23 protein-coding genes and 2 tRNA genes are annotated in these 24,166 nt (G+C 63.5%); 17 read left to right on the top strand and 8 right to left on the bottom strand.

Annotation, left to right across the window (positions count from 1 at the left end; translation table 11 throughout):
• Positions 1-343: 343 nt before the first annotated feature.
• The 3 genes from WNB94_RS13790 to WNB94_RS13780 all read left to right on the top strand — a co-directional run bounded on the left by WNB94_RS13790 (position 344) and on the right by WNB94_RS13780 (position 5,930).
• The gene (locus tag WNB94_RS13790; RefSeq protein ID WP_341390991.1) at positions 344-1,918 is read left to right on the top strand and encodes an NYN domain-containing protein; all 1,575 of its coding nucleotides are present in this window, start codon (positions 344-346) and stop codon (positions 1,916-1,918) included.
• Between the two features lie 182 nt (positions 1,919-2,100).
• Positions 2,101-2,892, top strand: a complete 792-nt coding sequence (locus tag WNB94_RS13785; RefSeq protein ID WP_341390990.1) for a glycosyltransferase — start codon at positions 2,101-2,103, stop codon at positions 2,890-2,892.
• Complete coding sequence (locus WNB94_RS13780; protein ID WP_341390989.1) at positions 2,889-5,930, top strand: glycosyltransferase family 2 protein; 3,042 nt, start codon at positions 2,889-2,891, stop codon at positions 5,928-5,930. The genes WNB94_RS13785 and WNB94_RS13780 overlap by 4 nt, the downstream gene beginning before the upstream one ends.
• Here the strand turns inward: WNB94_RS13780 and WNB94_RS13775 are convergent.
• A complete protein-coding gene (locus WNB94_RS13775; protein ID WP_341390988.1) occupies positions 5,893-6,753 on the bottom strand; it encodes a hypothetical protein in 861 nt (286 codons plus the stop codon). The two genes, WNB94_RS13780 and WNB94_RS13775, sit on opposite strands and share 38 nt — an antisense overlap.
• 897 nt (positions 6,754-7,650) lie before the next feature.
• On the opposite strand from WNB94_RS13775, the gene WNB94_RS13770 reads away from it, so the two are divergent.
• Positions 7,651-8,133, top strand: coding sequence for a pilus assembly FimT family protein (locus WNB94_RS13770; protein ID WP_341390987.1), 483 nt, complete (start codon positions 7,651-7,653; stop codon positions 8,131-8,133).
• Here the strand turns inward: WNB94_RS13770 and WNB94_RS13765 are convergent.
• Together WNB94_RS13765 and WNB94_RS13760 are read right to left on the bottom strand one after the other, a co-directional pair.
• Positions 8,105-8,977 carry an alpha/beta fold hydrolase gene (locus tag WNB94_RS13765; RefSeq protein ID WP_341390986.1) on the bottom strand — a complete coding sequence of 291 codons (873 nt, stop codon included), beginning with the start codon at positions 8,975-8,977 and terminating at the stop codon, positions 8,105-8,107. The two genes, WNB94_RS13770 and WNB94_RS13765, sit on opposite strands and share 29 nt — an antisense overlap.
• A gap of 33 nt (positions 8,978-9,010) precedes the next feature.
• The gene (locus WNB94_RS13760; RefSeq protein WP_341390985.1) at positions 9,011-9,217 is read right to left on the bottom strand and encodes a heavy-metal-associated domain-containing protein; all 207 of its coding nucleotides are present in this window, start codon (positions 9,215-9,217) and stop codon (positions 9,011-9,013) included.
• Between the two features lie 98 nt (positions 9,218-9,315).
• Here WNB94_RS13760 and WNB94_RS13755 point away from each other — a divergent pair, with 98 nt between their 5' ends.
• From WNB94_RS13755 to WNB94_RS13745, 3 genes are all read left to right on the top strand, one after another.
• Complete coding sequence (locus WNB94_RS13755) at positions 9,316-11,697, top strand: heavy metal translocating P-type ATPase (protein WP_445819078.1); 2,382 nt, start codon at positions 9,316-9,318, stop codon at positions 11,695-11,697.
• Positions 11,698-11,717: 20 nt separating this feature from the next.
• Positions 11,718-11,794, top strand: a tRNA-Arg gene (locus WNB94_RS13750).
• 48 nt (positions 11,795-11,842) lie between these two features.
• The gene (locus WNB94_RS13745) at positions 11,843-12,517 is read left to right on the top strand and encodes a hypothetical protein (RefSeq protein WP_341390984.1); all 675 of its coding nucleotides are present in this window, start codon (positions 11,843-11,845) and stop codon (positions 12,515-12,517) included.
• Here the strand turns inward: WNB94_RS13745 and WNB94_RS13740 are convergent.
• Positions 12,488-13,213, bottom strand: coding sequence for an enoyl-CoA hydratase-related protein (locus WNB94_RS13740; protein WP_341390983.1), 726 nt, complete (start codon positions 13,211-13,213; stop codon positions 12,488-12,490). The two genes, WNB94_RS13745 and WNB94_RS13740, sit on opposite strands and share 30 nt — an antisense overlap.
• A gap of 138 nt (positions 13,214-13,351) precedes the next feature.
• Between WNB94_RS13740 and WNB94_RS13735 the strand changes: the two genes are divergently transcribed.
• A complete protein-coding gene (locus tag WNB94_RS13735; RefSeq protein ID WP_341390982.1) occupies positions 13,352-15,424 on the top strand; it encodes a type IV pilus assembly protein FimV in 2,073 nt (690 codons plus the stop codon).
• Positions 15,425-15,430: 6 nt separating this feature from the next.
• On the opposite strand, the gene WNB94_RS13730 is transcribed toward WNB94_RS13735, so the two are convergent.
• The 4 genes from WNB94_RS13730 to lptF are packed head-to-tail and all read right to left on the bottom strand — an operon-like array spanning position 15,431 to position 19,118.
• The gene (locus tag WNB94_RS13730) at positions 15,431-16,402 is read right to left on the bottom strand and encodes a CysB family HTH-type transcriptional regulator (RefSeq protein ID WP_341390981.1); all 972 of its coding nucleotides are present in this window, start codon (positions 16,400-16,402) and stop codon (positions 15,431-15,433) included.
• Between the two features lie 12 nt (positions 16,403-16,414).
• Positions 16,415-16,831: a sirohydrochlorin chelatase gene (locus WNB94_RS13725; RefSeq protein WP_341390980.1), complete on the bottom strand. Its 417-nt coding sequence runs from the start codon at positions 16,829-16,831 to the stop codon at positions 16,415-16,417.
• An 8-nt stretch (positions 16,832-16,839) separates the two neighbouring features.
• Complete coding sequence (gene lptG / locus WNB94_RS13720) at positions 16,840-18,015, bottom strand: LPS export ABC transporter permease LptG (protein ID WP_341390979.1); 1,176 nt, start codon at positions 18,013-18,015, stop codon at positions 16,840-16,842.
• A complete protein-coding gene (gene lptF / locus WNB94_RS13715) occupies positions 18,012-19,118 on the bottom strand; it encodes an LPS export ABC transporter permease LptF (protein WP_341390978.1) in 1,107 nt (368 codons plus the stop codon). The genes lptG and lptF overlap by 4 nt, the downstream gene beginning before the upstream one ends.
• Positions 19,119-19,160: 42 nt before the next feature.
• Here lptF and WNB94_RS13710 point away from each other — a divergent pair, with 42 nt between their 5' ends.
• From WNB94_RS13710 to WNB94_RS13675, 9 genes are all read left to right on the top strand, one after another.
• Complete coding sequence (locus tag WNB94_RS13710; RefSeq protein ID WP_341390977.1) at positions 19,161-20,687, top strand: leucyl aminopeptidase; 1,527 nt, start codon at positions 19,161-19,163, stop codon at positions 20,685-20,687.
• A 21-nt stretch (positions 20,688-20,708) separates the two neighbouring features.
• On the top strand, positions 20,709-21,152 hold the full coding sequence (locus tag WNB94_RS13705; protein WP_341390976.1) for a DNA polymerase III subunit chi: 444 nt from the start codon (positions 20,709-20,711) through the stop codon (positions 21,150-21,152).
• Positions 21,149-21,466, top strand: coding sequence for a hypothetical protein (locus WNB94_RS13700; protein ID WP_341390975.1), 318 nt, complete (start codon positions 21,149-21,151; stop codon positions 21,464-21,466). The genes WNB94_RS13705 and WNB94_RS13700 overlap by 4 nt, the downstream gene beginning before the upstream one ends.
• A 79-nt stretch (positions 21,467-21,545) precedes the next feature.
• The gene (locus WNB94_RS13695) at positions 21,546-22,649 is read left to right on the top strand and encodes a branched-chain amino acid ABC transporter substrate-binding protein (protein WP_445819084.1); all 1,104 of its coding nucleotides are present in this window, start codon (positions 21,546-21,548) and stop codon (positions 22,647-22,649) included.
• A gap of 31 nt (positions 22,650-22,680) precedes the next feature.
• Positions 22,681-22,771, top strand: a tRNA-Ser gene (locus WNB94_RS13690).
• 183 nt (positions 22,772-22,954) lie between these two features.
• Positions 22,955-23,272 (top strand): Arm DNA-binding domain-containing protein, encoded by a 318-nt coding sequence (locus WNB94_RS13685; RefSeq protein WP_341390973.1) that lies wholly within the window; start codon positions 22,955-22,957, stop codon positions 23,270-23,272.
• Between the two features lie 59 nt (positions 23,273-23,331).
• Complete coding sequence (locus WNB94_RS17205; protein ID WP_445819077.1) at positions 23,332-23,493, top strand: phage integrase central domain-containing protein; 162 nt, start codon at positions 23,332-23,334, stop codon at positions 23,491-23,493.
• A gap of 18 nt (positions 23,494-23,511) precedes the next feature.
• Entirely contained in the window at positions 23,512-23,817 is a 306-nt protein-coding gene (locus tag WNB94_RS13680; protein WP_341390972.1) for a type II toxin-antitoxin system RelE/ParE family toxin, read from the top strand.
• Positions 23,814-24,095, top strand: coding sequence for a helix-turn-helix domain-containing protein (locus WNB94_RS13675; RefSeq protein ID WP_341390971.1), 282 nt, complete (start codon positions 23,814-23,816; stop codon positions 24,093-24,095). The genes WNB94_RS13680 and WNB94_RS13675 overlap by 4 nt, the downstream gene beginning before the upstream one ends.
• The last annotated feature ends 71 nt before the right edge of the window (positions 24,096-24,166 follow it).

Genomic DNA, 24,166 nt, shown 5'->3' with positions numbered 1-24,166 from the left:
ACGGCTTGATCCAGCACTTGAATCCGCTCCATCGCGCCCAGGGCTCAGCGGCGCAGATCTTGGTTGGTGCGGACCCGGCATCCTGACACCTGGTGCGACGCAGAGTATGAGCGGTTGGGGCAATACCTCGCGCTGCCAGGTCGTGTTGCGCGAGCCAGTGTGGTTCGCGGACGCCAAGCGTTGGCGGTTCAGCAGGCTTTCGATTTTGACGAGTCGATCAGTCTGTGCAATCACCTCGCCCCAGGGGCGGTGTCATCTGGTGCCGCAGGCATGGGGTGATAGAGTGATTTGCATCCGTGTGCTCAGGGAGGGCGACGGATCGGCCAAATACCCGATTGCATTCATGAGATCTGCCCTGTTTGTTGACTTTGACAATGTGTTTTCCGGGCTGATGCGCCTGGGCCCCGACTATGCGGAGGCCTTTGCACGCAACCCCTCGCGCTGGTTGAACTGGCTGATCGAGTCGCTGGAGGCGCCCGATGGCGCTGAAGACCAAGCCAAGAGGCGCGTGCTGGTGCGGCGCTGCTACCTCAACCCTGAGCCGTACAAGCGCTTTCGGATTGGGTTCAGCCGCGCAGGCTTCGAAATCGTGGACTGTCCACCCATGACGGCGGCCGGCAAGACCAGCACCGACATCCACATGGTGCTGGACATGGTGGACGTGCTGCAAAGCGCCACGCGCTACGACGAGTTCATCGTGTTCTCGGCCGACGCCGACTTCACGCCGCTGCTGCGCAAGCTTCGACGTGAAGACCGTCGCACCACCATTTTTGCGGCCGGGGCCACCTCGGCGTCGTACGACGCCTCTGCCGATCTGATCATCGACCCGGAAGCCTTCATCATCGGCGCCTTGGGCTTTGACGAAGAAGAGGCCACACCCACACCGCCCAACCTGGACACCTTGATTGCCCAGGCCGAAGCACTGGTGTGGCGCACGGTAGACCACGCCAACCAACCCGTGCCGTTGCCGGCCATGACCAAGATCCTGGCCACACAGGTGCCTGGGCTGGTGCAGACCAACTGGGCAGGCAAGGGCACCTTTTACGGGTTGCTGACATCCCTTCCGCTGGAGCCCCTGCGAATCGACCGCAACATCAACGCATTGGTAGACCCCAGACGTCTGGCCTCAGAAGCCCGTGCTGACCGGCAAACCACCCACGCCAATCCTGGCGTGACACCTCACAGCAGGCCTGCACCGGCTGCCCCAGACACCGCCACGCCAGAGCTTGCGCAGGCGTTGGGAGCTGAGCCGGTAGAGGAGGGCAGGGACATCGACCCTGCTGACGTGGGCGCCATGCTGGCCCGCGAGTTGGCCGAGTCGGACCGCCCCATCGCCGTGGCCCGCCTGGCGCAGCTTGCTCGTGGTCAGTTTCCAGGGATTGAGAAGTCGTGGCTGGGGTGCGGCACCTGGAAGAAGCTGCTGGATCAGCTTCAAGGCCCGAAGCTGCAGGTGGTGTGGGAGAGCCAGGTGGGATATGCCCTGGACCCCGCCCGACACACCATGCACATTGCTGAGGTGCCGCCTGTGCTGGAGGACACGGTAGGCGCAGCCAAGTGTTCACCTGAGGTGATGACCTGGCTTGCGGCAGCCGGCCTGCCCACGCTGGAGCGTGGTCGTTATCGCATCCTCGTGGAAGGCTTGTCGAACGCCATGGGCGTTGAGCCGTTCTCACTGGCCGCTGTGACCAAGCTGGCCCGAGACCGAAGCGTGGCTGCCGGTAAGCCCGTGAATCGTCAGCACGCCAACACAGTGATGCGCGGCTTGCTGTTCAACGGCTTTGACCTCACTCGTGATGGCCACAGTACTGACGACTTGGTGGCCTATCTGTGCGGCATGGTGGTGTCCGCCTGTCGCCGCGAGGGCGTCAAGATGAGCGACCAAGACAAACTTGTTTTGGTGGAGTGGGTGGGGGCCTGAGGCGGCTTGTCGCTTGAGGGCGCGGAGCGTCACAAACTCTTGAGTTTTCATGATTGGCTAGCGACCGACAGGTTCGGCAGGCGCACAGCCCATCTTTAACGGATATTCAACGACTCGGCGTTGACTATCTGGGCCGCAGGCTGGTCACACAGGTAACAAAGAATGTGTTGAGAGTAGGTGCCATGACTGGGCAGCAATTACCCATTGCCACACTGATCGCTTCAAAGCCAAAGCACCCAGATTTGCTGCGCCGCGCACTGACCTCTGTCGTCAAACAGCAGTGTCGTCCAGACTTTTTGTTGCTCGCGTTTGACAGCCGATTGCCAGACCCCGGCGTGTTGGATGAATCGATCAGCCACTCGTTGATCAAAGAGGCTGTTGTTCTGTTGAACCAACGCAGGCCGGGGGCAGCTGGCGCGTGGAACACTGGCTTGTCGTGGCTTCGGTCGCATGGTTTTGATGGCTACGTGGCGATACTCGATGACGACGACGAATGGGACCCCGATCACCTGAGCCAATGTGAACTCGCAGGTACGTTGGACGACGCCGACGTGGTCTTGTCCGGCCTTCGTGTGATGAAGGACGGTGTTGAGATTCCGCGTTCGCCGTTGTCCTCTGTCTCTAGGGATGACTTCCTGGCTGGCAACCCCGGGTGGCAAGGCAGCAATACCTTTGTCAAGTTGGAAGCCTTGATGCGTGTTGGTGGCTTCACTGATGGTTTGCCCAGCACCAATGACCGAGACTTGGCTGTGCGTTTACTCGGCCTGCCAGACTTGAAAGTGGCGTTCACCCATCGCATGACAGCAACCTGGCACATTGACAGCCAGGCAGATGCTTTATCTCGCCCCGGCAGCCCCCAGAAGCGGGCAGGCCTGCTCCAGTTCCTGGCCATGCATGGTCACCTGATGTCGCCTGATGTTATGACCAAGTTCAAGTCTCGTGCCCGTGATCTCTTTGGCATTGATTTGCCATGATCGGACACCTGCATGAGCAGCCTTGCCTGCCAGATTGGTCGGAGCCGAGACTACCCAAGATACGACTGACACATCGGAACATCCACTTTCTGAAGTCGCCCAGCGAGGCGGCATTGCAAGCCTCGGTCATTGTGGGTTTGTCACACCGCAACCATCCTGAGGGCTTGATGGAGGCCTTGAGGAGCGCCATGGCGCAAAGCCTGGCCGAGGAAATCGCGTTCCTGGTGTTGGACGACAGCTCTGACGAAGGGTGGGTGCAGCAGCTGGACGCTGATCTTTTGTCTGATCCTCGGGTGGTGGTGGCAGCAGGGCGCTTTGGCTCGCCTCCGCAGGCCAGGAACGGTCTCCTCGATCTGGTGGACCAATGCTTTCCTCGCGCAAAATGGGTTGCACGCATGGATGCCGACGATCGTTTCGCAGAGACCGACAGCCTGCGAGCATTGGTTCAGGCTGGCAATCTGAGCGACAGCTTGTACGTCATCGGCAGCAATCGCCTGTGTGTCGACGGGGAGGTCCTGTCCGCAGTGAACTGGGCCTTGGGTGAGACTTTGCTGAATCGAAGTCGGCTCAACGCCTTCATTCAAGCTTTTTGCCGGCAGCAGGTTGCCAATGAGTTGCCCTCATGCAACCTCTTGCTCCGCGCGAGGTCAGGCATACGGTATCCCAATGCCAATAGTGCCGAGGATCATTGGCTGGTTGCCGGCTTGTTGATGCACCGACCGCAGGATGGCTGTGTGGTGACCGAGCCTGCGTATGCTGTTTATGCGCTGGGTGGTGCCGTGACACAGGTCAATCAGAGATCGGATGCATGGGCAAAGTCCAGGCTGGCGTTGGCTCAGGCCGCCGAAGCATGGCATGCAGCACTGATGTTGTCGGGTGCCACGGTACTTGGATGGGGGCAAGAAGGCGTGGTTTGGCGCGAATCCGCTGGCGTCTTCAAACGCTTCTATCCCTACTCGCTCAGAACGGATGAACTTCGCCAGATCAAACAGCTTGTCGCTTGCGCTGGCCATGCCGTCATTTCATTTGACATATACGATGCCCCCTCCCCGGGAGCGCTGATCAAGTTGGGCGCAGAACCCTTGCGGGAGGTCGGGCAACGATGGCCATTGGCTTTGTCTCGTCGCTTCTTGCAGGCGATTTACCGCGCCGGTGTGGTGACCAGCAACGTCAAGCGGGACAACCTGCGCATCACCAGCTCGGGTGAACTGCAGTACATCGACATCGGGCGAGACATCGTGCGGTTGAGCGCTTCGCGCTTCCTGGATTGCGCTGCTCGGCTGTATGCCGTTGGGGAGTTGGGCTGGTCTGATCATGAATTGGCGAGACGAAAAACCTCTGAGCGATCGGTTGAGGCCTTGGACGCTCTGGCTGGCTTCGATGCCTTCTATGCCGAGGTGATGCGATCACTGCATCCTGCTTGCCTGCTGGATGCAAGCGAAGCTCTGCCGATTCCAGTGCATCCACATCATCCTGATGTCACGCTACTGATCAAGTGTTGCCCCCAGGATGTGAGTTCAGCCACCCTGCAGGTACAGCATTTGGTCAGCGAGTTGGAGGTGCGTGCGCGTTTCGCGAAGAAGGTTCTTCTGATTGACCCCTTCGAAGGTCCTTACCTTCGGCAATACGCCAAGGGCGATCTTCCCCTGCTGCTTGTTGCGGCCGATCAATGGATCCACGCTGGACTGGTGGATGAGGTGTGGGTGGCGCCCACCGAGCGGGTCGAGATTCGTGAGATCAACCAGCGATGGTTTGCTGCTCCGCAAGTTGATGCATCGCACACGGCCGAAGGGGCGCCTGTGGCTTCCCAGCTGTGGGCATTTGACCGTGTGGACACGGCATTTGTCCTTCAGATGGACATTGATGTGCTGATCGGTGGCACAGATGTGCGCCACGACGTCATCGCGGACATGAAGCGTGCGTGTACTGAGCCAGGCGTCTGGTGCGTCGGTTTCAACATCCCTCAACCGGATGTGGGCTTCAAGGCCTACACAGGTGAACCTGACCAGTTCGCACCGGAGGTTCGCTGTGGCTTGCTGAACCTGGAAAGGATCAAGGCGCGTCGGCCGTTCGCGAATCCAATCAGCGGTTCAAAGCTGACGTGGATGTGGCATCGAGCGTTGAAGCAATCCCAGCCGGAAAAGGGCATGCGCAGCGTCAGAGGTGGCGACTGTCGCAGCTTCTACATCCATCCTCGGAACGAAGACAAATGTGTGGTGCCCATGGGTCGCGTGCGTGATCTGGTGGGGCAGGGTCGAGTTCCTGCTGAGCAGCGAGGCGAATGGGATCTCATGGGCTCGGCGAATTGGGCATACCCGCGCCGAAGCGAAGACATGGTTTTCCTGCTGTTTGGCCGAGAGACGCCAGCAGGCAAGCTGGATCGTTGTCTGGCTTCACTGCGCGCACAGTCTTGTCAGGACTTCGGCGTGATCATGATTGACGACGGTGGATGTCCACGGCGTGCCGTCGAATTGCCTGATCGATTGGGTTCGATGAGTGGTCGGGTGACCTTGATCAGACGGACGGATCGAGTTGGGTACATGGAAAACTTTCGCGAGTCAGTTGAGCGCATTTGTGTGAACCCTGACACCCTGCTGGTTGTGCTGGACCAGGATGATGCCCTCATGCATGTGAATGCGGTTCAGGCGTTGATGGACGCTTGGCATTCCGGTGCGGATCTCATCAACGGACCGATGTTCAGGCCAGACAAACCCCTGACGCTCTACGAGATCAGTCATGACTCTCCGCGCAAGTGTGGGGGCGGCAATGTCTGGGCCCACCTGCGAGCATTCAGGAAGTCTCTTTTCGACCGCGTACCGGCAGCGGTATGGGACACCGCGCCTGACCACGACTGCTTGAGTGATTTCCTGACCATGGTTCCCATGACGGAATTGGCTCACAAGCCGGTTTATCTGGATGGGCCTTACCTTTACTGGCATGAGCGATCGCCGTACACGGCCGAGCGAAAGGTGCGAGAGCAGGCCATGAAGACCTGGCTGTTCAGTCAGCCGCCTTTGGCTTCAAGGCAGCTTGGCTGAACGCCAAGTATTGGGCATGCCTCAAGCGCTCTGCTATCTGCTCGATCACCGTTGAGGCATGGGTGTCGTACAGCCACCAGTTTTTCGTATTGGACTGCGAACGATGAAGGTGGAACATTTGCTCCAGTTGAATCGTCTTATCCGATGCCTGCAGAAGCTCTGGTGAGGGTTCAATGCTGGCTTGGGTGATTTCTTCAAGCTCGTGCATTTCTCCAGTTCTTGTTGACCTGAGCATCGCGTCCAATAGCTGGGTGTGGTGGATGCGTCCTTGGGGAGCGGCTGTACCGGCTTGCGCGTCTTGGGGGGTATGTCCATTAATCAAAGGCCATGACCAGTCGATCGGCGGCTTGGTCAGCCAGCGCTGAAATGTGGTGCGGCGCTCGCCAAGCCAGTTGTGAAAGGCTTGAGGTAGTGGCTTGCGTTGACCCAGATCAGCGGGCCTGGTCAGGCTTGGGTTGAACCAGATGCCGTCAACCATCACGTCTTCATGGCTGGACCACAGTCCGTGGACCAAAGCGTAGCCCGACGAAGGCAGACATCCCAGAGTTTGGGCATGCTCATCAAGCATCTGGTTCAGTCGATGCTCTAGGTCTGCCAATCCATCTGGGTTGCCTGAAGACCTCAGCACCAATTGATGTCGTCCGTGGGCATCTCGCGTCATCTGGACATTGACTTCCTGGCTCCTTGCGTCAACAGCGCCCAGGCCGTTGAAGATGAACGTCACGTCAGGGGTTCCGGTTTCAGTCTCGTAGCGGAGCCCGTTGCCCAGGATGAGCAGGTTTCTTTCTGGGTGTCGGCGCGGCAGCGTGTAGGAGGAGCACATTATCAGTCCCGATTCAAAATTAACCACCAGGGATGCGGCAGAAAACTTGGGCTGGTTAAACCCCTTTCATAGGCTACTGCAATATCTGATCGTGCTTCGGGCCTTGGCCAGCGCCTCGTTTTGCCATTGGATTTAGACGGCACAGCAGGCAATGAATTCGTCGATGGCCGCGTCCAGCATCGCGTTGGCCGACTCGGTATTTGGTCGTGTACAGATGACCACCTCACGATCAGGCCATCAAGGCAGTCGATCATCGGCCATGGGTATGCCTTGGCTGCCTGAAATTGGAGCTCAGTGATGTCATTGAGCCACTTCTAGTTCGGTGCACCGGCGTTGAATGCGCCTTTGAGAAGGTTGTCCTGAGCGAAGCAGCGCTTACCTATGTATGAGCCGTATCGACGACGCTTTTGGGTGCTAAGGGCCCTCGCTTCATCTGACGCCGATTACCCCGCCTGACGCCTTCGTCGACCACTTGGTCAGTGAGCCGAGAGTCCTCAGGGACCCTTGGTACTTGGCGTTGCACAAAAAGATGTCGGTCATGACTTGGCGCAAGTTGGCGTACTTGTCGGCGACCTTAAGCGGGGCCTAATTGTAAAAGTAGGGCCTGCGTGGCAGTTTCAGGCCGCAGAGTCGGTCCGACACGGTGTAGGTTAACTTTCAGGGCACCAGCCTGCAGCGTCTTCTTCCGACTCGTCTGATTCGCTGATCGATGCCCAGTTTTTTGCCTGGCGCAAGCGTGTGGAACCTGGGCGACACCAGGTCCTTCATGGCTCATGCATCACCCGGTTCTGCGGGGTGGATCGTGACGTCGTGCACGGGCAGAATTGGCAACATGCGGTTGGGCTTCAAGACACGGACACAGTGCCGGAGCCCTCGTTCATGACCAGGGAGTTCTGCATGCTGCTTCGCCGTCGCCCGTGTTCTCGTCGCACCCAAGGTGGTTGGTCCTTGGTGGAGGTGCTCAGCACCGTCACGATCATGGGTGTGGTGTCCGCGTCGGCGTTGCCCCGCCTGACGGAATGGACCCAGCACGCGCGAACGGCTTCCATCGAGCACCTGGCGGGCACGCTGCAGGTGGCTGGCACCATGGCCCGCATGCGCTGCGCCATCGAGAAGGGCTGCGACATGTACGCGGGCGTGTCCCAGATCCGGTATGACGGCCAGCAGGTGCGCTTGCTTCGAGGCTACCCGCAAGGTGGCACGCCGGAGGGGATCGCGCGGGTGGTGGACACCAAAGGCTGGGTGGCGGTGCATGAAAGCAATCGCACCATGTTCCATCTGCCCGGCACCGCTCCCAATCAGGCGTGCCGGGTGGTCTACCAGGCGCCTGATCGTGAGGGCGCCCCCCCGGTCATCCAGGCCCAGGTGGACGATTGCTGAGCTGCCGAATCAGAAACGGCACCACGGCCTGCGCCACGCCTTCGGGGTCGTCGGCAAAGGGGAAATGACCGCTGTCCGGTAGTCGGTGAATTTCAGCCCGAGTAAAGAACTGGCGCTGATCATCCGCCAGGCGGGCGGGCAGGTAAGGATCAGCCTCGCCCCAGACCACCAGGGTGCTCGGGTTCAGTGGTTTGAGCATGCGCCCCAGCATGTCGCTGCGTTGAGCGACGTCGCTGGTGGCCCGATACAGCTTGAGGATGGCCCGTTTGGTGCCCGCATCCAGATCGTCGTACATCCGGTCCACAAACTCGCGTGGCAAGGGCTTGCGCTGCCCCACGTTCAACGCCCAGCGAAAGCCGCGTCGGGTGGTCAGCATCTGTTGCAATTCGCCCAGCACCGGTGTGCGCCAGATGCGGGCCATGAGGTGCCAGCGGTAGTTCAACATCAGGCCAGTGTTGACCAGGGTCAGGCTGGCCAGCCCCATGGGGTTCATGGCGGCCCAGGCCAGGCCCCAGGGCCCCCCGAAGTCGTGTAACACCAGGTGGGCTCGCCACACGCCCAGTCGCTGCAAGGCCTCGCCCAGGAAGGTGGCGCCCGCTTCGACCGAATAGGGACAGTCTGCCGGCTTGTCGGCCCGGCCGAATCCGGGCATGTCCATCGCGATCACGCGCCCGTGCGGTGCAACGCGCGCCATCAGGGCGCGCCAGTCCTCACTGGAGCCCGGATTGCCGTGGACAAAGACCACGGCCTCTGTGGCACGGTCGTTTGCGCCACCCTGCAGCACGCGGGTGCTGATGCCGCAGGCTGTCAAGCGTTGCTCAGAGATCGGCCATGGGGTGTTCATGGTGTGCGGGTGCCGTGGTGCGCGAGCACAGACTCATGCCTGGACGACATAACCTTCTTCTTCAATCAGATGGGCCACGGTGTCACGAGCCAATGTCGTGGTCACGCGGGTCAGCCCCTGAGGAAGCTCGACTTCAACGATGGCCGACGGGTCTTCACCCTGGATGGCCTTGGTGATGGCCTTCACGCAGTGTTGGCAGCTCATGCCAGAGACGGTCAGATCATGGATTTGAGTGCTCATGGTGTGGTCCTCGGTCAACGTGAGGGCTTCAGTGTGAACCTTGCCATCATGTCAGACTTGTCGGTGGCTCCCGCGACATCGTGTTCAGTGAGCGCATCATGATGGACATGCCCGCCTCCTCGTCGACCACAACATCTTCTGACCCTGCCGACCGCATCGATCTGGCCGTTCGGGGCATGACCTGTGCTGCGTGTGTGGGACGGGTCGAGCGTGCGTTGCGCAAGCAGCCCAATGTGAGCGATGTGCAGGTGAATTTCGCGACCGAGGTGGCCACGGTGCACCTTGTTCAGGCACCCGGCGATCAGCGCTCAGCGGTGCTGACGACGCTGACGGACACCGTGCACGATGCTGGGTACGAGGCCCATGTGATTGAAGCCGACGCCCCCGTGACGGACGACGTGCCGTCGTGGTGGTCGGTGTGGGGGGCAGTCACGCTGGGGCTGGCGGCCGCCGTGCCGTTGATGCTGCCCATGCTCTGGGGCGACCATCACTTCTGGCCCCCCTGGGTGCAGTTCGCGCTGGCCACGCCCGTGCAATTCATTCTGGGGGCTCGCTTTTACCGGGCGGCCTGGTCGGCCTTGAAGGCTCGTGCCGGCAACATGGATCAACTGGTGGCCTTGGGCACCACGGCCGCCTGGGGCCTGTCGATGTGGCTGTGGTGGCGCCACGACCCCGGGCAAGGCGCACATGCCGCTCATGCGGCGCATGATGCTGGTCCTGCCTTGTACTTCGAGTCGTCGGCGGTGGTGATTGCGTTGGTTCTGCTGGGCAAGGCGCTGGAGGCGCGTGCCAAGCGGGCCACCTCGGCCGCCATCCGTGCCTTGCAGGCCTTGAGGCCCGACACGGTGTTGCGCCTGGGGCCTCAAGGAGAGGTGGAGGTGCCGCTGAAGCAGGTCACCGTGGGCGATCGCCTGGTGGTGCGGCCGGGCGAGCGTGTGCCCACCGACGGACGTGTTCTGGAGGGCAGCAGCCACGTGGACGAGTCGCTGCTGACCGGCGAACCCTTGCCGGTCTCCAAGCAGGCAGGGGATGGGCTCACGGGCGGCGCCGTGAACGCCGAGGGGCGCCTGGTGATGGCGGTGGAGGCCGTGGGCGGTCAGACCCTGCTGGCCCAGATCATCCGCCGTGTGTCAGACGCCCAGGCTACCAAACCGCCCATCCAGCGCCTGGTGGACAAGGTGTCGGCCGTGTTCGTGCCGGTGGTGCTGGTGTTGGCCATCGCCACCGGGCTGGGGTGGATGTGGGCGGGTTTGCCGGGTGAAGACGCGCTGATCCGTGCCGTGGCCGTGCTGGTGATCGCCTGCCCATGTGCCTTGGGCCTGGCCACGCCAGCGGCCATCATGGCCGGCACGGGGGCGGCTGCCCGACATGGCATCCTGATCAAGGATCCCGAAGCGCTGGAGGTGGCGCATCGAGTCTCCGTGGTCGCTTTTGACAAGACAGGCACCCTCACCGAGGGGCATCCGACCTTGCGGGAATGGCAGGTGCCGCCGGGCAGCGGTTTGTCGTCCGCAGACGCCCTGCGGTGGGCAGCAGCCCTGCAGGCCGGCAGTGAGCATCCACTGGCCCGCGCCGTGCGTGAGGCGACCCGCTCGCCGATGCCCGAGACCACCTCTGCCGCCGCCACCGATGCGGTGGCGCTGCGTGATGTGCACGCCGTGCCGGGCCGAGGCATTCAGGCGTCCCTGGCCTGGCAAGGGCGCGGCGGGCAGCTGTGCCTGGGCAGTCGTTTGTGGGCCGTCGACGCCCTGGGCGAGTCGGCTTTGCGTGACAGCATTCCTCAGGCGGACGCATGGTCTGCCCAGGGCAGCAGCGTGTCGTGGATGTGGTGGCAGCCGTCGGAGAGCATCCCGGGGGCGGGGGAGGCGAGGGTGTTGGCCGCCATGGCCTTTTCCGATCCGATCAAACCCCATGCGCCGGCCGCCGTGCGCGCCTTGCAAGCCTTGGGCGTGCAGACCGTGATGATCTCAGGCGACAACCGTGGCGCGGCCCAGGCCATTGCGCGTCAGGTGGGCATCCAGGACGTGGTGGCCGAGGTATTGCCGGGTGACAAGGCCGACCACGTGCACCGTCTTCAGGCCGGGGGGCGTGAAACCGTGGCCATGGTGGGTGACGGGCTGAACGATGCGCCTGCCCTGGCCGCCGCCGATGTGGGCATGGCCATGGCCCACCCCGATGGCGGCACCGACGTGGCCATGCAGGCCGCAGGCATCACCCTCATGCGAGGTGATCCACTGATGGTGCCCGCTGCGCTGGACGTGGCCCGCCGCACCTCGGCCAAAATTCGGCAGAACCTGGTGTGGGCCTTTGGCTACAACCTGCTGGGCATTCCCCTGGCGGCCATGGGCGAACTCAGCCCCATGGTGGCCGGCGCAGCCATGGCCTTCAGCAGCGTTTGTGTCGTCACCAACGCCCTGTGGTTGTCGCGCTGGCGACCGATGACACCGGGCATATCTGAAGATCGGGCCTCAGGGGCTTGACGTACACTCCGGCGCACAGGCTGTCCGTAGCTCAACTGGATAGAGCAACTGCCTTCTAAGCAGTAGGTCGGGGGTTCGAGTCCCTCCGGACAGGCCAGAAACCGCAGCCCCGATGTGTGGCTGCCCGCTGGAGGCCTTCACACGCATGTTCGCTTCACTGAAACGCTTGATGGGGTCTGGTCGCGGCCTGGCAGACCAGGGCGATGTGCTGGCCGATTGGGCCAAAGAAGAAGGCCATGTCCTCAAGCGCGTCAAGGGCAAGACGGGCATGGGCTACGTCGTTGAGGCCCAGGCTGGCTGGCGGGTCGAGTGGGGCGATTCACAGCGCCCGTACGTGATCGGCAAAGAACTGCGGTTTCGTGCCGACACCGGCGTGCCCGGGGATGTGCAGATGGTCATGCTGACACGCGTGCTGGCGCAGACGCTGGAGTCCGACGTCTTCAGTCGGTTCACCAACGCCATGCAGACCCAGATCGACAACACCTTGCCGGATGAAATGCGCTGGCTGGCCATGCACCCCAAGGTCAGCCTGCAGGATTCGGCGGTGCTGCACCGCCGGTTCGTGTTGTTGTGCAACGCCGAAGGCACCGCCAAGGCCTGGCTCGCGCGCAGCGCGCCATTGCTGGAAGAGGCCGCGTCTCAGTGGTGGACGGACAGCCTCGTCTTTGTCGTCACGCTCAACCGGGGCATGCTCACCGCCCGCATGGCAGGCCAACCGCTGCAGGTCACCCAGTTGCGACTGGTCGGTGCATTGTTTGCCCAATTGGCCGCCAAGGCCAAAGAAGTGTCTTCACTGGCGCCGGCGACGCGCCAGGAATGAGTCGATGGCCGCGCCTGCATCACCTTGTTGAAGGGTGTGCATGAAATGGTTCAACTCACTGTCCAGCTGTGCACTGAGACCCGCCTCGGCCTGGTTGAGTAACTCTTTGAGGCTGGAAAGCGCGCAGGGCGCCTGCTGCGCCAGTTGGTCGGCCAGCGCCAGCGCACTGGCCAGGGCCTGCCCGGGCTCACACAAGCTGTGCACCAGCCCCGCCGCAGCCCACGACCCGGCTTCATGAGTTTCACCCAAGGCCAGCGCGGCCCAGGCGCGCTGGCGTCCCAGGGCATTGGTGAGGGCCCAGGTCAATCCGCCATCAGGGCTCAGCCCCGCACGGATGTGGCTGAGCCCGAAGCGGGCTTCGCTGGACGCCACGATCAGGTCGCAGGCCAGGGCGAGCGATACGCCGGCGCCCGCCGCGTGGCCCTCCACCGCAGCCAGCACGGGTTTGGGGAAGGTGCGCATGGCCACGATCCAGTCGTGGAAAGACTGCACGGCAGCCCGTTGGGCCGGCAGGTCGTGCTGACGGTTGTGGTGCAGGCGCTGAAGGTCGCCGCCGGCGCAGAAATGCCGTGCTGCTCCGGTGATCACCACAGCCTGCACATCCGGGCTGGATTCGGCCATGTTCAGGGCCTCAACGCCCGCCGCGTAAACCTGCGGAGACAGCACGTTTCGGTGGGCCGCCCCGCTCAGGGTCATGACAAGGGTTTTCCCTTGAGTGTGTGTCAGCAGTTCTGTGGTCATCCAGCGCAATCCATGCAAAGGGGCGGGCAGTTTCGGGGATTCCCGCTCAAGGCTTCATGCTAGAGTGAAATCTCAGGCCTCATGATGCACCTTATGAATCAGATATCGCGGGTGTCGGCCGCTGCCTTGGTTGGCGCGACGTTGATGTTGACATCCTTGTCGTCGCACGGTCTGGGTTTCGGGCGCCCCATCAGTCAAGCCACCCTGGGAGAGTCGCTGACGCTGACGGTTCCGCTTCGCGTTGAGGCCAGCGAAGACCTCACCCAGGACTGCGTTGGCGCTGAGGTCTTCTTCGGCGATGAGCGGCTCAGTGATTCGTCGGTCCAGGTGAGTTTGTTGGGCGCCCAGTCGGGCGTTCAGTCCAACCTGGCCGATCAAGGTGGGCACCGCCTGCGCGTCACCACGTCCCGGCTCATTCATGAGCCCATCATCACCGTGCGCATCAAGGCAGGTTGCCTGGCCTCGATGACACGCCAGTTTGTGGTGCTGGCCGACCCGCCTGTGGTGGCGGCCCCGGCGGCCCCAGTGTCATCTGCCGCGCCAATGACCCCACCGCGCGCCACATCCGGCGCGTCAGGCTCTGCTTCTGCCTCGCCAGTGGTGCCCGCCGCGTCCGCTCGATCGGTGGCGCCGCGATCGGTTGCACAGACCACCGCGCGCACCAACACACCGGTTGCCGCCCCTGTTCAGCGACGCGCCCGCACCGAGGCTCGTCGCTCGGCAGCGACACCACCGGCCACACCAACCGGGTCGCCGCCCGCCGAATCGCAGCCGCGCCTCATGCTGGACCCCGCGGGCATGGACGCCGCGCTGGTGCCTGAGCTTCGCTTGAGCAGCACGCTGGATCAGGGCATGCAGGCCGAGCAGGCCAGCCCCGAGGTGCTGGCCCGGCGCGAGGCGGCTGCAGCCTTGTGGCGTGCCATGAACGCGGCGCCCGACGAAGTGGTGCGCGATCAGCAGCGGGTTCGCGAACTGGAGCAGCGTCTTGCACAGCTTCAAGACGACAGCCAGAAGGCGGGCGAAGCGGTGGGCACCTTGCGTGCGCGGCTGCAAGAGCTGGAGTCTCAGCGGTCTCATTCCATCTGGCTGTACGTGCTGGCGCTGGTGGCGTTGGCAGCGCTGGTGGCAGCGGTTTACTTCCACCGGCAGTGGCGCCGTGTGAAGGCCGGGCGCGAGGCGGCCTGGTGGCAATCCCAGATCGATGAAAGCGCCGTGGGCGCGGTGGCCAGCGCCGACACAGACCTCAGTCACACCTCGGCCGATTTTGTCCATCACCGTGCGGAGCCTGAATCTCACGATGAGGCCGAGCATTTGGCCGCCGCTTCGGTGTCCATGGCGTCGCCAGCAGTGCCCCCGGCACCGCCCGCTGTGGCGCCTTCCGTGACCTCCCCCATGGCGCCCACGCCGGAGCCCAAGGTCCGGGTCGACGCGCCACCGCCGCCAATCATGGCGCCCACCGCCGAGCTCAGTCGCGCCGTGACCGTCGAAGAGCTGATCGACCTGGAACAGCAAGCCGACTTCTTCGTGGTGCTGGGCCAGGATGACGCTGCCATCGACCTCCTTGAAAACCACGTGGATGGTGCCACGGCCGCCAGCCCGCTGCCCTACCTGAAGCTGCTGGAGATCTACCAGCGCCTGGGTCGCCGCGACGATTACGAACGTGTGCAGCAGGCCTTCAACCTGCGCTTCAACGGCTATGCGCCTGCCTGGGAGGCCGATCTTCAGCAGGGCCACCGACTGGATGAATACCCTGGCGTGATCGAGCGCCTGCAGGGCCTGTGGACCACGCCATCCCAGGCGATGGAGGTGCTGGAGCGCTCGCTCACGCGTCCTGAAGAGCAGTCCGAGACATTCGATCTTCCGGCCTACCGCGAGTTGCTGTTCTTGTATGCCGTGGCCAGAGATCTGGCAGAGCGCGAGCAGCACCAGCCGCCGGTGGACTTGTTGCTGAGCGCTAGCACCCCGGAGGGGGTGGCCCCGCTGATGGCCACGCGACCGATCAAGGCCCAGCCTGAGGCACGCCCTGACTTCACGCTCGATTTGCACCTTGACGAACTGGAGTTGTCCGGCAAGTCCGGGCCGTTCACCACCGCACCGCTGGGTGGGTCGCCAGACCATGAGCACATTGACTTGCCCGATGTGTCTTTGAGCGATCCTCGGCGTTGAGCCGCTTCACAGGCCGTAGTCTGGCGGCGACTCGCCGCCGGCGGGCGCTTTCAGCGCCTGGGTGATGGCTTCGCTGCTCAGTCGGTCTGACACCAGCTCGGCGAATGTCAGCACGAACTGACGCAGGTAGGCCCCGCGCTTGAACGCGATGCGGGCCAGGTTGGGGCCAAACAGGTGCCCCACCGGGCGCCACACCAGTTCGGCGTCAGGATGCCCCATCATCGGGTCGTCGCGCACCGCCATTTCGGCCACCAGGCCGATGCCCAGGCCCAGTCGGGTGTAGGTCTTGATCACATCGGCATCGATGGCTTCGAGCACCACGTCGGGGGTCAGGCCACGCTGCGCAAACGCGGTGTCGATGCGTTTGCGACCCGTGAAGGACGGGTGGTAGGAGATCAGCGGTTCGCTGGCCAATTGCTCCAGGGTGAGCCGCGAGACACTGGCCAGCGGATGGGCGGCCGGCAGCACCGCCACGTGCTGCCACTCGTAACAGGGCAGGGTGACCAGATCGGCGAAATCGCTGAGCGATTCGGTGGCCAGGCCGATGTCGGCGGTGCCGTCCAGCACCATGCGGGCCACCTGCTCGGGCGTGCCCTGGTGCAGGCTCACGGCCACCTTGGGATGTTTTTTGCGCAACGCGGCCACGGGCGCGGGCAGCACGTAACGCGCCTGGGTGTGGGTGGTGGCGATCGACAGGGTGCCGGCGTCTTGCTTGGCGTATTCATCACCGATGCGCCGCAGGTTGGCCAGCTCTCGCAAAATGATGTCCACCGACTGCAGCACCTGGTGACCCGGTTCGGTGATCTGCTTGAGTCGCTTGCCGTGGCGCACAAAAATGTCCACGCCCAACTCTTCTTCCAGCTCCAGGATGGCCTTGGAAATGCCTGGCTGAGACGTGTGCAGCGCCTTGGCTGTTTCGGTCAGGTTGAGGTTGCGGCGCGCCGCTTCGTGCACGAAGCGAAACTGGTGCAGGTTCATGCCAGCCCCTCGTCAGGTGTCCGTGGTGGTCGTCTGGGGTTGTGCCAGCGTCCAGGCGGCATCCGCCAGGGCCTGGATGAGTGTGTCGGTTTCGCCCACGGCAGCGCTCAGCTGCCAGGACACCTGCGGGTGCTGTGCCTGGAGCTCACCCATCAACCGCGGAAGGTCTTTGCGCACGTGCCCGCCAGCGCCCAGGAACAAGGGCACCACGGTGACGGACCGGCATCCGGCCTGCACCAGCGTGTGGCCGGCGGTCAGCAGGTCGGGCGTCATGAACTCCAGAAATGCGAGCTCAACCACATGCGGTGTGTGCTCGCCTGCCGGCGCGCGTGCGCGCAGCAGTGAGGCCGCGCGTTCAAATGGCTGCGCCCAGGCCGGGTCGCGGGCGCCATGGGCGAACAGCAGGATGCCTTGAGGTGAGGTGGACATGGGGGGTCTCAGCGGTAACGAACCAGCCAGGCAAAGGCACCCAGCGAGATCAACAGGTAGAGGAGGCTGGGCAAGGTGGCCGCCAGCCAGGGCTCCCACTGATGCAGCAGCCCCAGGTGGCTGGCGATGTGGTTGACCAGCACGAAACTGATGCCCAGCACGATGCCCCCGAAGATCTTCAGGCTCATGCCCCCCGATCGGGCATGCAGGTAGGCAAATGGCAGGGACAGGCCCACCATCACCAGGCAGACCAGGGGGTACAGCGCCTTCTTCCAGAATTCGATTTCGTACTTCTGGGCGGCCTGGGCGTTGAGCGACAGGTGGTCGGCGTAGCGACGCAGGTCCCAGGCGGACATGGTTTCTGGCGGCAACACCGACGCCGACACGACCACGGGCGTGAGGCTGCTGGACCACGCAAGGCTGTCCAGGCGCCGCTCTCGCACCAAGGGGCGCCCCAACTGCTCCATGCCAGAGCCCGTGGCACTGGCCAGCGACTGGCTGAGCCAGACCGTTTCCTGCACCCCCTTGAGCATCCACACCGAGCCCTCCTGGGCGGCGCCATCGGGCAGTGCCGTGACCGTGGCGCTGCTGGCCGCGAGGCGTCTGAGCAGGTGCCCTTCGCCGTCAAACTCGAAGATGCGCACCCGTTCGAAGCGGCCCTGGTCGCTGGCCGCCCCGACGTTCACGGTGACCACCTGCCGGCTGCCGTCTGCCAGGGTGCGTTGCTCGCGCAGCCAGGTGCCGCCTTCGCCCAGGCTCAAGCTGCCACCGCCGCGGAACTGAGCCCGATGCAGGGTCAGTTCGGCTTCGGCCCGTGGCACCAGCCAGTTGCCAGACAAGGCGCTGATCAAGGCCGCTGCCAGCCCCAGCCCACCCAGCAGGCCCAAGGCGCGCCCTGGCCCCAAGCCCCCGGTTCTGAGGATGGTGAACTCGGAGGTTTGCGCCATGCGCGCCAGCGCCAGGATGGCGCCAATCAGCAAGGCGATCGGAAACAGGTTGTAGAAGTGCCCGCCCTGCATCAGGATGCAGGTCCACACGGCATCGATGGTGGTGTAGCCATTGCGGCCAATGCGTTTGGCCTGATCGACAAAGTCGATGAAAAAAAACAGGCCGGAGAAGGCCAGGATGACCAGCACCACGTGGCGCAGCACCGCACGGTAGACCAGCTTGCGCACGGTCTTCATGATCGACCTCCGGTGCGCGTCAGGGTCAACTGCCAGGGCCATCGCCGGAACGGGGCGTCCTTGAGTTTTACCAGGGCCAGCATCAGCAGGGTGACGCCACCATGCAGGGCCAGCAGACTGGTCCACAGCTCCATGCGGCCCTTGCTCACCCACGTCTGGTGCAGGCCCATGACGTTGAAATACACCACGAACACCAGCAGGGCGGCCACGATGTTCCAACTGCTGTGGCGGCGTGTGTTGCCCGTGGACAGCACCAGACCGGCCAGCACCAGGTTCAGCGCCGCCCAGATGAAGCCCCAGCGCCAGGCCATTTCGCCCCGTGCGTCTGCCGCAGGCAAGGGCCACAAGGCCATGGTGCTGAGGCCTCGTGTGTCTTGGGTGTCTTCAGGGGGCGGTGGTGCTTCGCCCACCAGAATCCGGGCTGTTTCAAAGCGTGCGTGGGTTTTGACGCCTGTCACCAGGTCGGTTTCGCTGCGTTCCCCCTGGCTGAGCACCAGGTAGCGGTGGTCGTCGTCCAGTTGCAACTGACCTTCGCGGGCCGTCACCACGGCCTCGCTTTGCTCATTGCTGAGCACCATGAACACGTTGCGGCCTCGCTCCTGCCCGTCGCTGTGGCTGTCAATGAAGAACACCCGCTGACCATCGGCCGAACTCTGAAACTGTCCCGGGGCCACGCGGGCCATGTCCGAGCGTTTTTCGTAGCGGTACTTCAGCAACTCGGTCTGGTTGTAGGCCCAGGGCTTGGCCACCAGCGAGCACAGGGCCACCAGCGCGATCACGGGCCAGGCCATGCGCAGCAGCGGCCGCACGAAGCGCCACTGCGCCAGGCCGCTGGACTGCCAGACCACCATCTCGCTGTCTCGCCACATGCGGCTCAGCACCGTGACGATGGCAATGAACAAGGCCAGCGCCAGCAGCACCGGCAATTGGCCAACCACCGCGTAGCTCAGGATCAGGCTCACATCGGCGGGCGCAAACGAGCCCTTGGTGGCCTGACCGAGCACGCGGATCAACACCATGGTCAACACCACGGTCAACAGAATCACCAGCGTGCCCACAAAGCTGCGCCAGAGTTCTCGACGGAGAGAGGAATCGAATAACATTGCCTGCACTGGATCAATCTGTCCATTATGGACGCACGTCGCATGGAACACCGCTTCATCGAGGCCCCAGGGGCCGCTCTGTCTGGCGTCAAGGCCGATGCCTTGCTGGTGGTGCTCACCACCGAACATCACCACACGGGCGACAAGGCCGTGGACGCGCTCATCGACGACGCTGTCAAACACGGCGATCTGGCGCTCAAGGCCGGCCGCAGCCTGTTTTGCCGCCGCCCCATGGGGGCCGGCAAGCCGCACCTGGTGCTGGTCGTGGCTGCGCAAGATGGCGCCAAGGCGTTCAAATCTGCGGTGGCCAAGGGCCTGGCGTCCGTGAAAGACCTGGCCGTGGCCCACGTGGCCGTGGTCGCGGCCGACGGGCTTGCGCTTCAATCGGCCCATGCCCGGGCGCTGGTGCAAGCCGCTGACGAAGCCACCTACGTTTATCGTCAGACCAAGCCCTCGGCCCCCGCGGCAGGCAAGCTTCGCAAGGTGAGCCTGGTGGGGCCCAAAGCCAGCGCGAGTGCTCTGGGCGCGGCCCTCAAGCAGGCGCAGGCGCAGGTGGCCGGCGTGGCCCTGGCGCGCGAGCTGGGCAACCTGCCGGGCAACCACTGCACGCCGAGCCATCTGGCCGTCGAAGCCCGCAAACTGGCGCGCGAGTACAAGCACATCTCTGCGCAGGTGCTGGAGCGCCCCGCCCTTGAGAAACTGGGCATGGGCTCGTTCCTGTCGGTCACCAACGGCTCGGCCCAGCCGCCCAAGTTCATCATCCTGCGCTACGAGGGTGCTGCTGCCAGCCAGGCCCCCGTGGTGCTGGTCGGCAAAGGCATCACCTTCGACACGGGCGGCATCTCGCTGAAGCCGGGCGCCGGCATGGACGAAATGAAGTTCGACATGGGTGGGGCCGCCAGCGTGCTGGGCACCTTCCGTGCCCTGGCCGAACTCAAGCCCCGCATCAATGTCGTGGGCCTGGTGCCCACCTGCGAAAACATGCCCTCGGGCACGGCCACCAAGCCGGGTGATGTGGTCACCAGCATGTCGGGCCAGACGATCGAGATCCTCAACACCGATGCCGAGGGCCGACTCATCCTGTGTGATGCGCTCACCTACGCCGAGCGCCTCAAGCCCGCCGTGGTGGTGGACATCGCCACCCTGACCGGCGCCTGCGTGATTGCCCTGGGTGGCATCCACAGCGGCTTGTTCTCGCGCGATGACGAACTGGCCCAGGCCCTGCTGTCGGCCGGCCAGGACAGCGGTGACACCGCCTGGCGCATGCCCCTGGATGAAGAATACGGCGACGCACTCAAGAGCAACTTTGCCGACATCGCCAACGTGGGCGGTCGTGAAGCGGGTTCGGTGACGGCCGCATGCTTCCTGGCCAAGTTCACCCAGGCCTACCGCTGGGCGCACCTGGACATCGCCGGCACCGCCTGGAAGTCGGGTGGCACCAAGGGGGGCACGGGCCGTCCGGTGATGTTGCTCAGCCAGTTCATCCTGGACCAGGCCGCTGCTGGCAAGCAGGCGCTGGCGCCTCAGGCCAAACCTGCACGCAAGCCCACGCGTGCTCCGAAGGCCTGAGTGGGTCGGGATGGTGCTTTGATGACAAGCAAGGGCACGGTCGAGTTTCACCACGGTGTGGGCGACAAGCTGTTGTACGCCCACCGCCTGGTGCGCAAGGCCTACCGCCAGGGCGCTCGACTGGTGGTCACGGGGGAGTTGTCGGATCTGCGTCGGCTGGATCAGCAACTCTGGACCGCCGACGAGCAGGATTTCATCGCGCATGTGCTGGACACTGACGGGGCTTTGCCGCCACGCCTGCAGGACACGCCCGTGTGGTTGACGCCGCGCCCTGACCAGGTGCCACCGGGGCATGAGGTGCTGGTGAACCTGGGCCATACCGTGCCGGAGGGCCTGTCGGCCTATCGCCGGCTGTTTGACATCGTCTCGCAATCGCCGGACGATCGCCACAGCGGGCGCACCCGCTGGAAAACCTACCAGGCCATGGGGTGGGACGTTCGCCCCCACGAGGTCACATCAACATGACGGCTGCAGTACCGCCCCGTCCGCGACCGGCCCAGGTGCCGGTGCTGACGGAAGTCATCGAAATTCAGGCGCCCGCGGTGGCGCCGGCCCCCGAATTGCCCAGCGAGCAGCAGATTGCCCAGCGGGTGATGCAGGATGTCCAGCGCCAGATTGACGGCATGCTGGATTTTCGTTTGCGCGAGGCGCTGGCCCCGGTGCTGGCGCGGCACACCGACGCACTGGTGCAGGACTTGCGACAAGAGCTGTCCCGCACCCTGATCGACGTGGTCAACCGGGCCGTGTCGCAAGAGCTGGCCAAATTGCGCCAGCGTTGAACGTGTTCAACCCATCAAGAGAGGTCAATCCATGAAGTTTGATGTACGTTTCACGGTTCGGGCCGGCGTTTGCCTGAGCATGCTGCTGGCCGGCCTGAGCACCGTCAGCACCGTGCAGGCCCAGACGGTGGTGCGCATCGGTCACGTGGGTCCGGTGTCCGGACCGCAGGCCCACTACGGGCGTGACAACGAAAACGGCGCCCGCATGGCCGTTGAAGAACTCAACACCCAAGGCGTGACCATCGGCGGACAGAAGGTGCGCTTTGAGCTGGTGGCCGAAGACGACGCGGCCGACCCCAAGCAGGGCACGGCGGCGGCCCAAAAGCTGTGTGACGCCAAGGTCAATGGCGTGGTGGGGCACCTCAACTCGGGCACCACCATTCCGGCCGCCCGCGTGTACAACCAGTGTGGCCTGCCGATGATCTCGCCTTCGGCCACCAACCCCCAACTGACCCAACTGGGTTACGACAACGTGTACCGCCTGCTGGCCAATGACAACGCCCTGGGCGCGGGGCTGGCGCAGTACGCGTTCAGCACCCTCAAGCTCAAGCGCGTGGCCATCATCGATGACCGCACGGCCTACGGCAAGGGCGTGGCCGAGGTGTTTGCCAAAACCGCGCGCGAACTGGGCATGCAGGTCGTCAGCCAGCAGTACACCAATGACAAGGCGGTGGATTTTTCGTCCATCCTGACCCGCATCAAGAGCGCCAAGCCCGATGGCATCTTTTTTGGTGGCATGGACCCGCAGGCCGGCCCCATGTTGCGCCAGATGCAGCAGCTCGGTTTGAACAAGGTGTACCTGTTTGGCGGTGATGGCATCTGCACCGACAAACTGATGGAGCTGTCCAGCGGTGCCCGCACCCTGGCCAACGTGGTGTGTGCCGTGGGCGGCGCCTCGCTGGACAAGCTGCCCAGCGGCAAGGCCTGGCGTGGTCGCTACGATGCGCGGTTTCCCAAGCAGTTCCAGGTCTACTCGCCCTACACCTACGACGCCACGATGGTGCTGGTGGACGCCATGAAGCGCGCCAACTCGACCGACCCCAAGGTGTACGGCCCCAAGCTGCGCGACACGCAGTACCAGGGCGTGACCGCCAAGGTGTCGTTCGAGCCCAACGGCGAACTGCGCAACCCGGCCCTGACGCTGTACGCCTACAAGGGCGGCAAGAAGGTGCCGCTGAACTGAGCCGCTTTCAGGCTACAATCGTGGGCTACACGGAGAGGTGGATGAGCGGTTTAAGTCGCACGCCTGGAAAGCGTGTGTAGGTTAATAGCCTACCGCGGGTTCGAATCCCGCCCTCTCCGCCAGAATCAGGTGTCATGAGGTCTCACTGAGACTCAGATGCCACGCGAAAGCCCCGTAAGTCACTGAACTCGCGGGGTTTTTTCGTTTTGGCGTCCCATGGCGTCCTTTGACAGCCCGGGCAGGTTGGGGGACTGTTTGGAGACTTGTCCGCAGTCCCCCAGCTGTGCCAGCCAAAAGTCCCCCAAATGCCCCTGACCGACGCCACGTGCAAGAATGCGCGTTGCCCTGAAGGCAAGGCCCGTGAACGCTATGCCGACAGCGGCGGCCTCTACTTGGAGGCCTTGTCAGCTGGGGGCAAGCATTGGCGCTGGAAGTACCGCATCGGCGGCAAAGAAAAGCGCCAGGCCATTGGCACCTATCCGGCGGTCACGCTGGCACAGGCCCGCGCCAAGCCCGCGACGATGCCCGCAAGAAGCTGCTTGATGGTGTGGACCCTGTTCAGTCCAAGCTCGATGCCAGGCTGGCCGTGCGTGTGCGCAAGGGTACAACCTTTGAAGCCGTGACACGGGCCTGGTTTGAGCACTGACGCGGCCCGAAGACGGCGCGCCATGCCGAGTACGTGATGCGGCGCCTGGAGGCCGATGTGTTCCCTGCGCTGGGCAATAAGCCGATTGCCGACATCACGGCGCCGCAACTGCTGGCGAACCTCTGTGTTTTTGCGGAATGTACCGCGTCCTCGGCGCATCTTGCAGTTCATATCCATTTGGATATAATTTCGCCATGAAACCAGTGCGATTCTTGGGTGATCGCCCTCAAGTCCCTGCGAGACTTTCCAGAAGATGCCAAGCAGGACGCGGGCTACCAGCTCGACAAGGTCCAGCGCGGCGAACAGCCTGATGATTTCAAGCCCATGCCGTCGATCGGCAAGGGCGTGGAAGAGATCAGGATCTGGGACGACTCCGGCACCTATTGGGTGGTCTACACGGCTCGCCTGGCTGACGCGGTCTATGTCCTTCATGCGTTCCAGAAGAAAACACAGACCACGTCCAAGCGCGACATCGACACCGCCAAGGAACGCTTTGCCCAACTCACGAAAGGCCGGAAATGAGCAAGACCGAAACCTACGCCAGCGTATGGGATGCCCTGGCGGACACGCCCGAACAAGCGGCCAACCTGCGTGCCCGCGCTGAACTCATGCAGAAGATCGCCGCCATCGTGAAAGCCAGTGATTGGACGCAGGCCGATGCGGCCAAGCAGTGTGGCGTCACGCAACCCCGCATGAACGACTTGCTGAGAGGCCGCGTGTCGCGTTTTTCTCTGGATGCCTTGGTCAACATCGCCACGGCCATCGGCCAGCGCGTGCATCTCGAATTGGAGCCTGTCTGAGCTGGGGGACTTGCGTCAATCCAGACGCCTCACAGCCCATGATCTGAACGACACCCTCTCCGCCACATTCG

This window comes from Aquabacterium sp. A3 (assembly GCF_038069945.1).
Lineage (GTDB): Bacteria > Pseudomonadota > Gammaproteobacteria > Burkholderiales > Burkholderiaceae_C > Aquabacterium.
The sequence above is the reverse complement of the archived record's forward strand: the minus strand, read 5'-3'. Positions and strand labels throughout refer to the sequence as shown.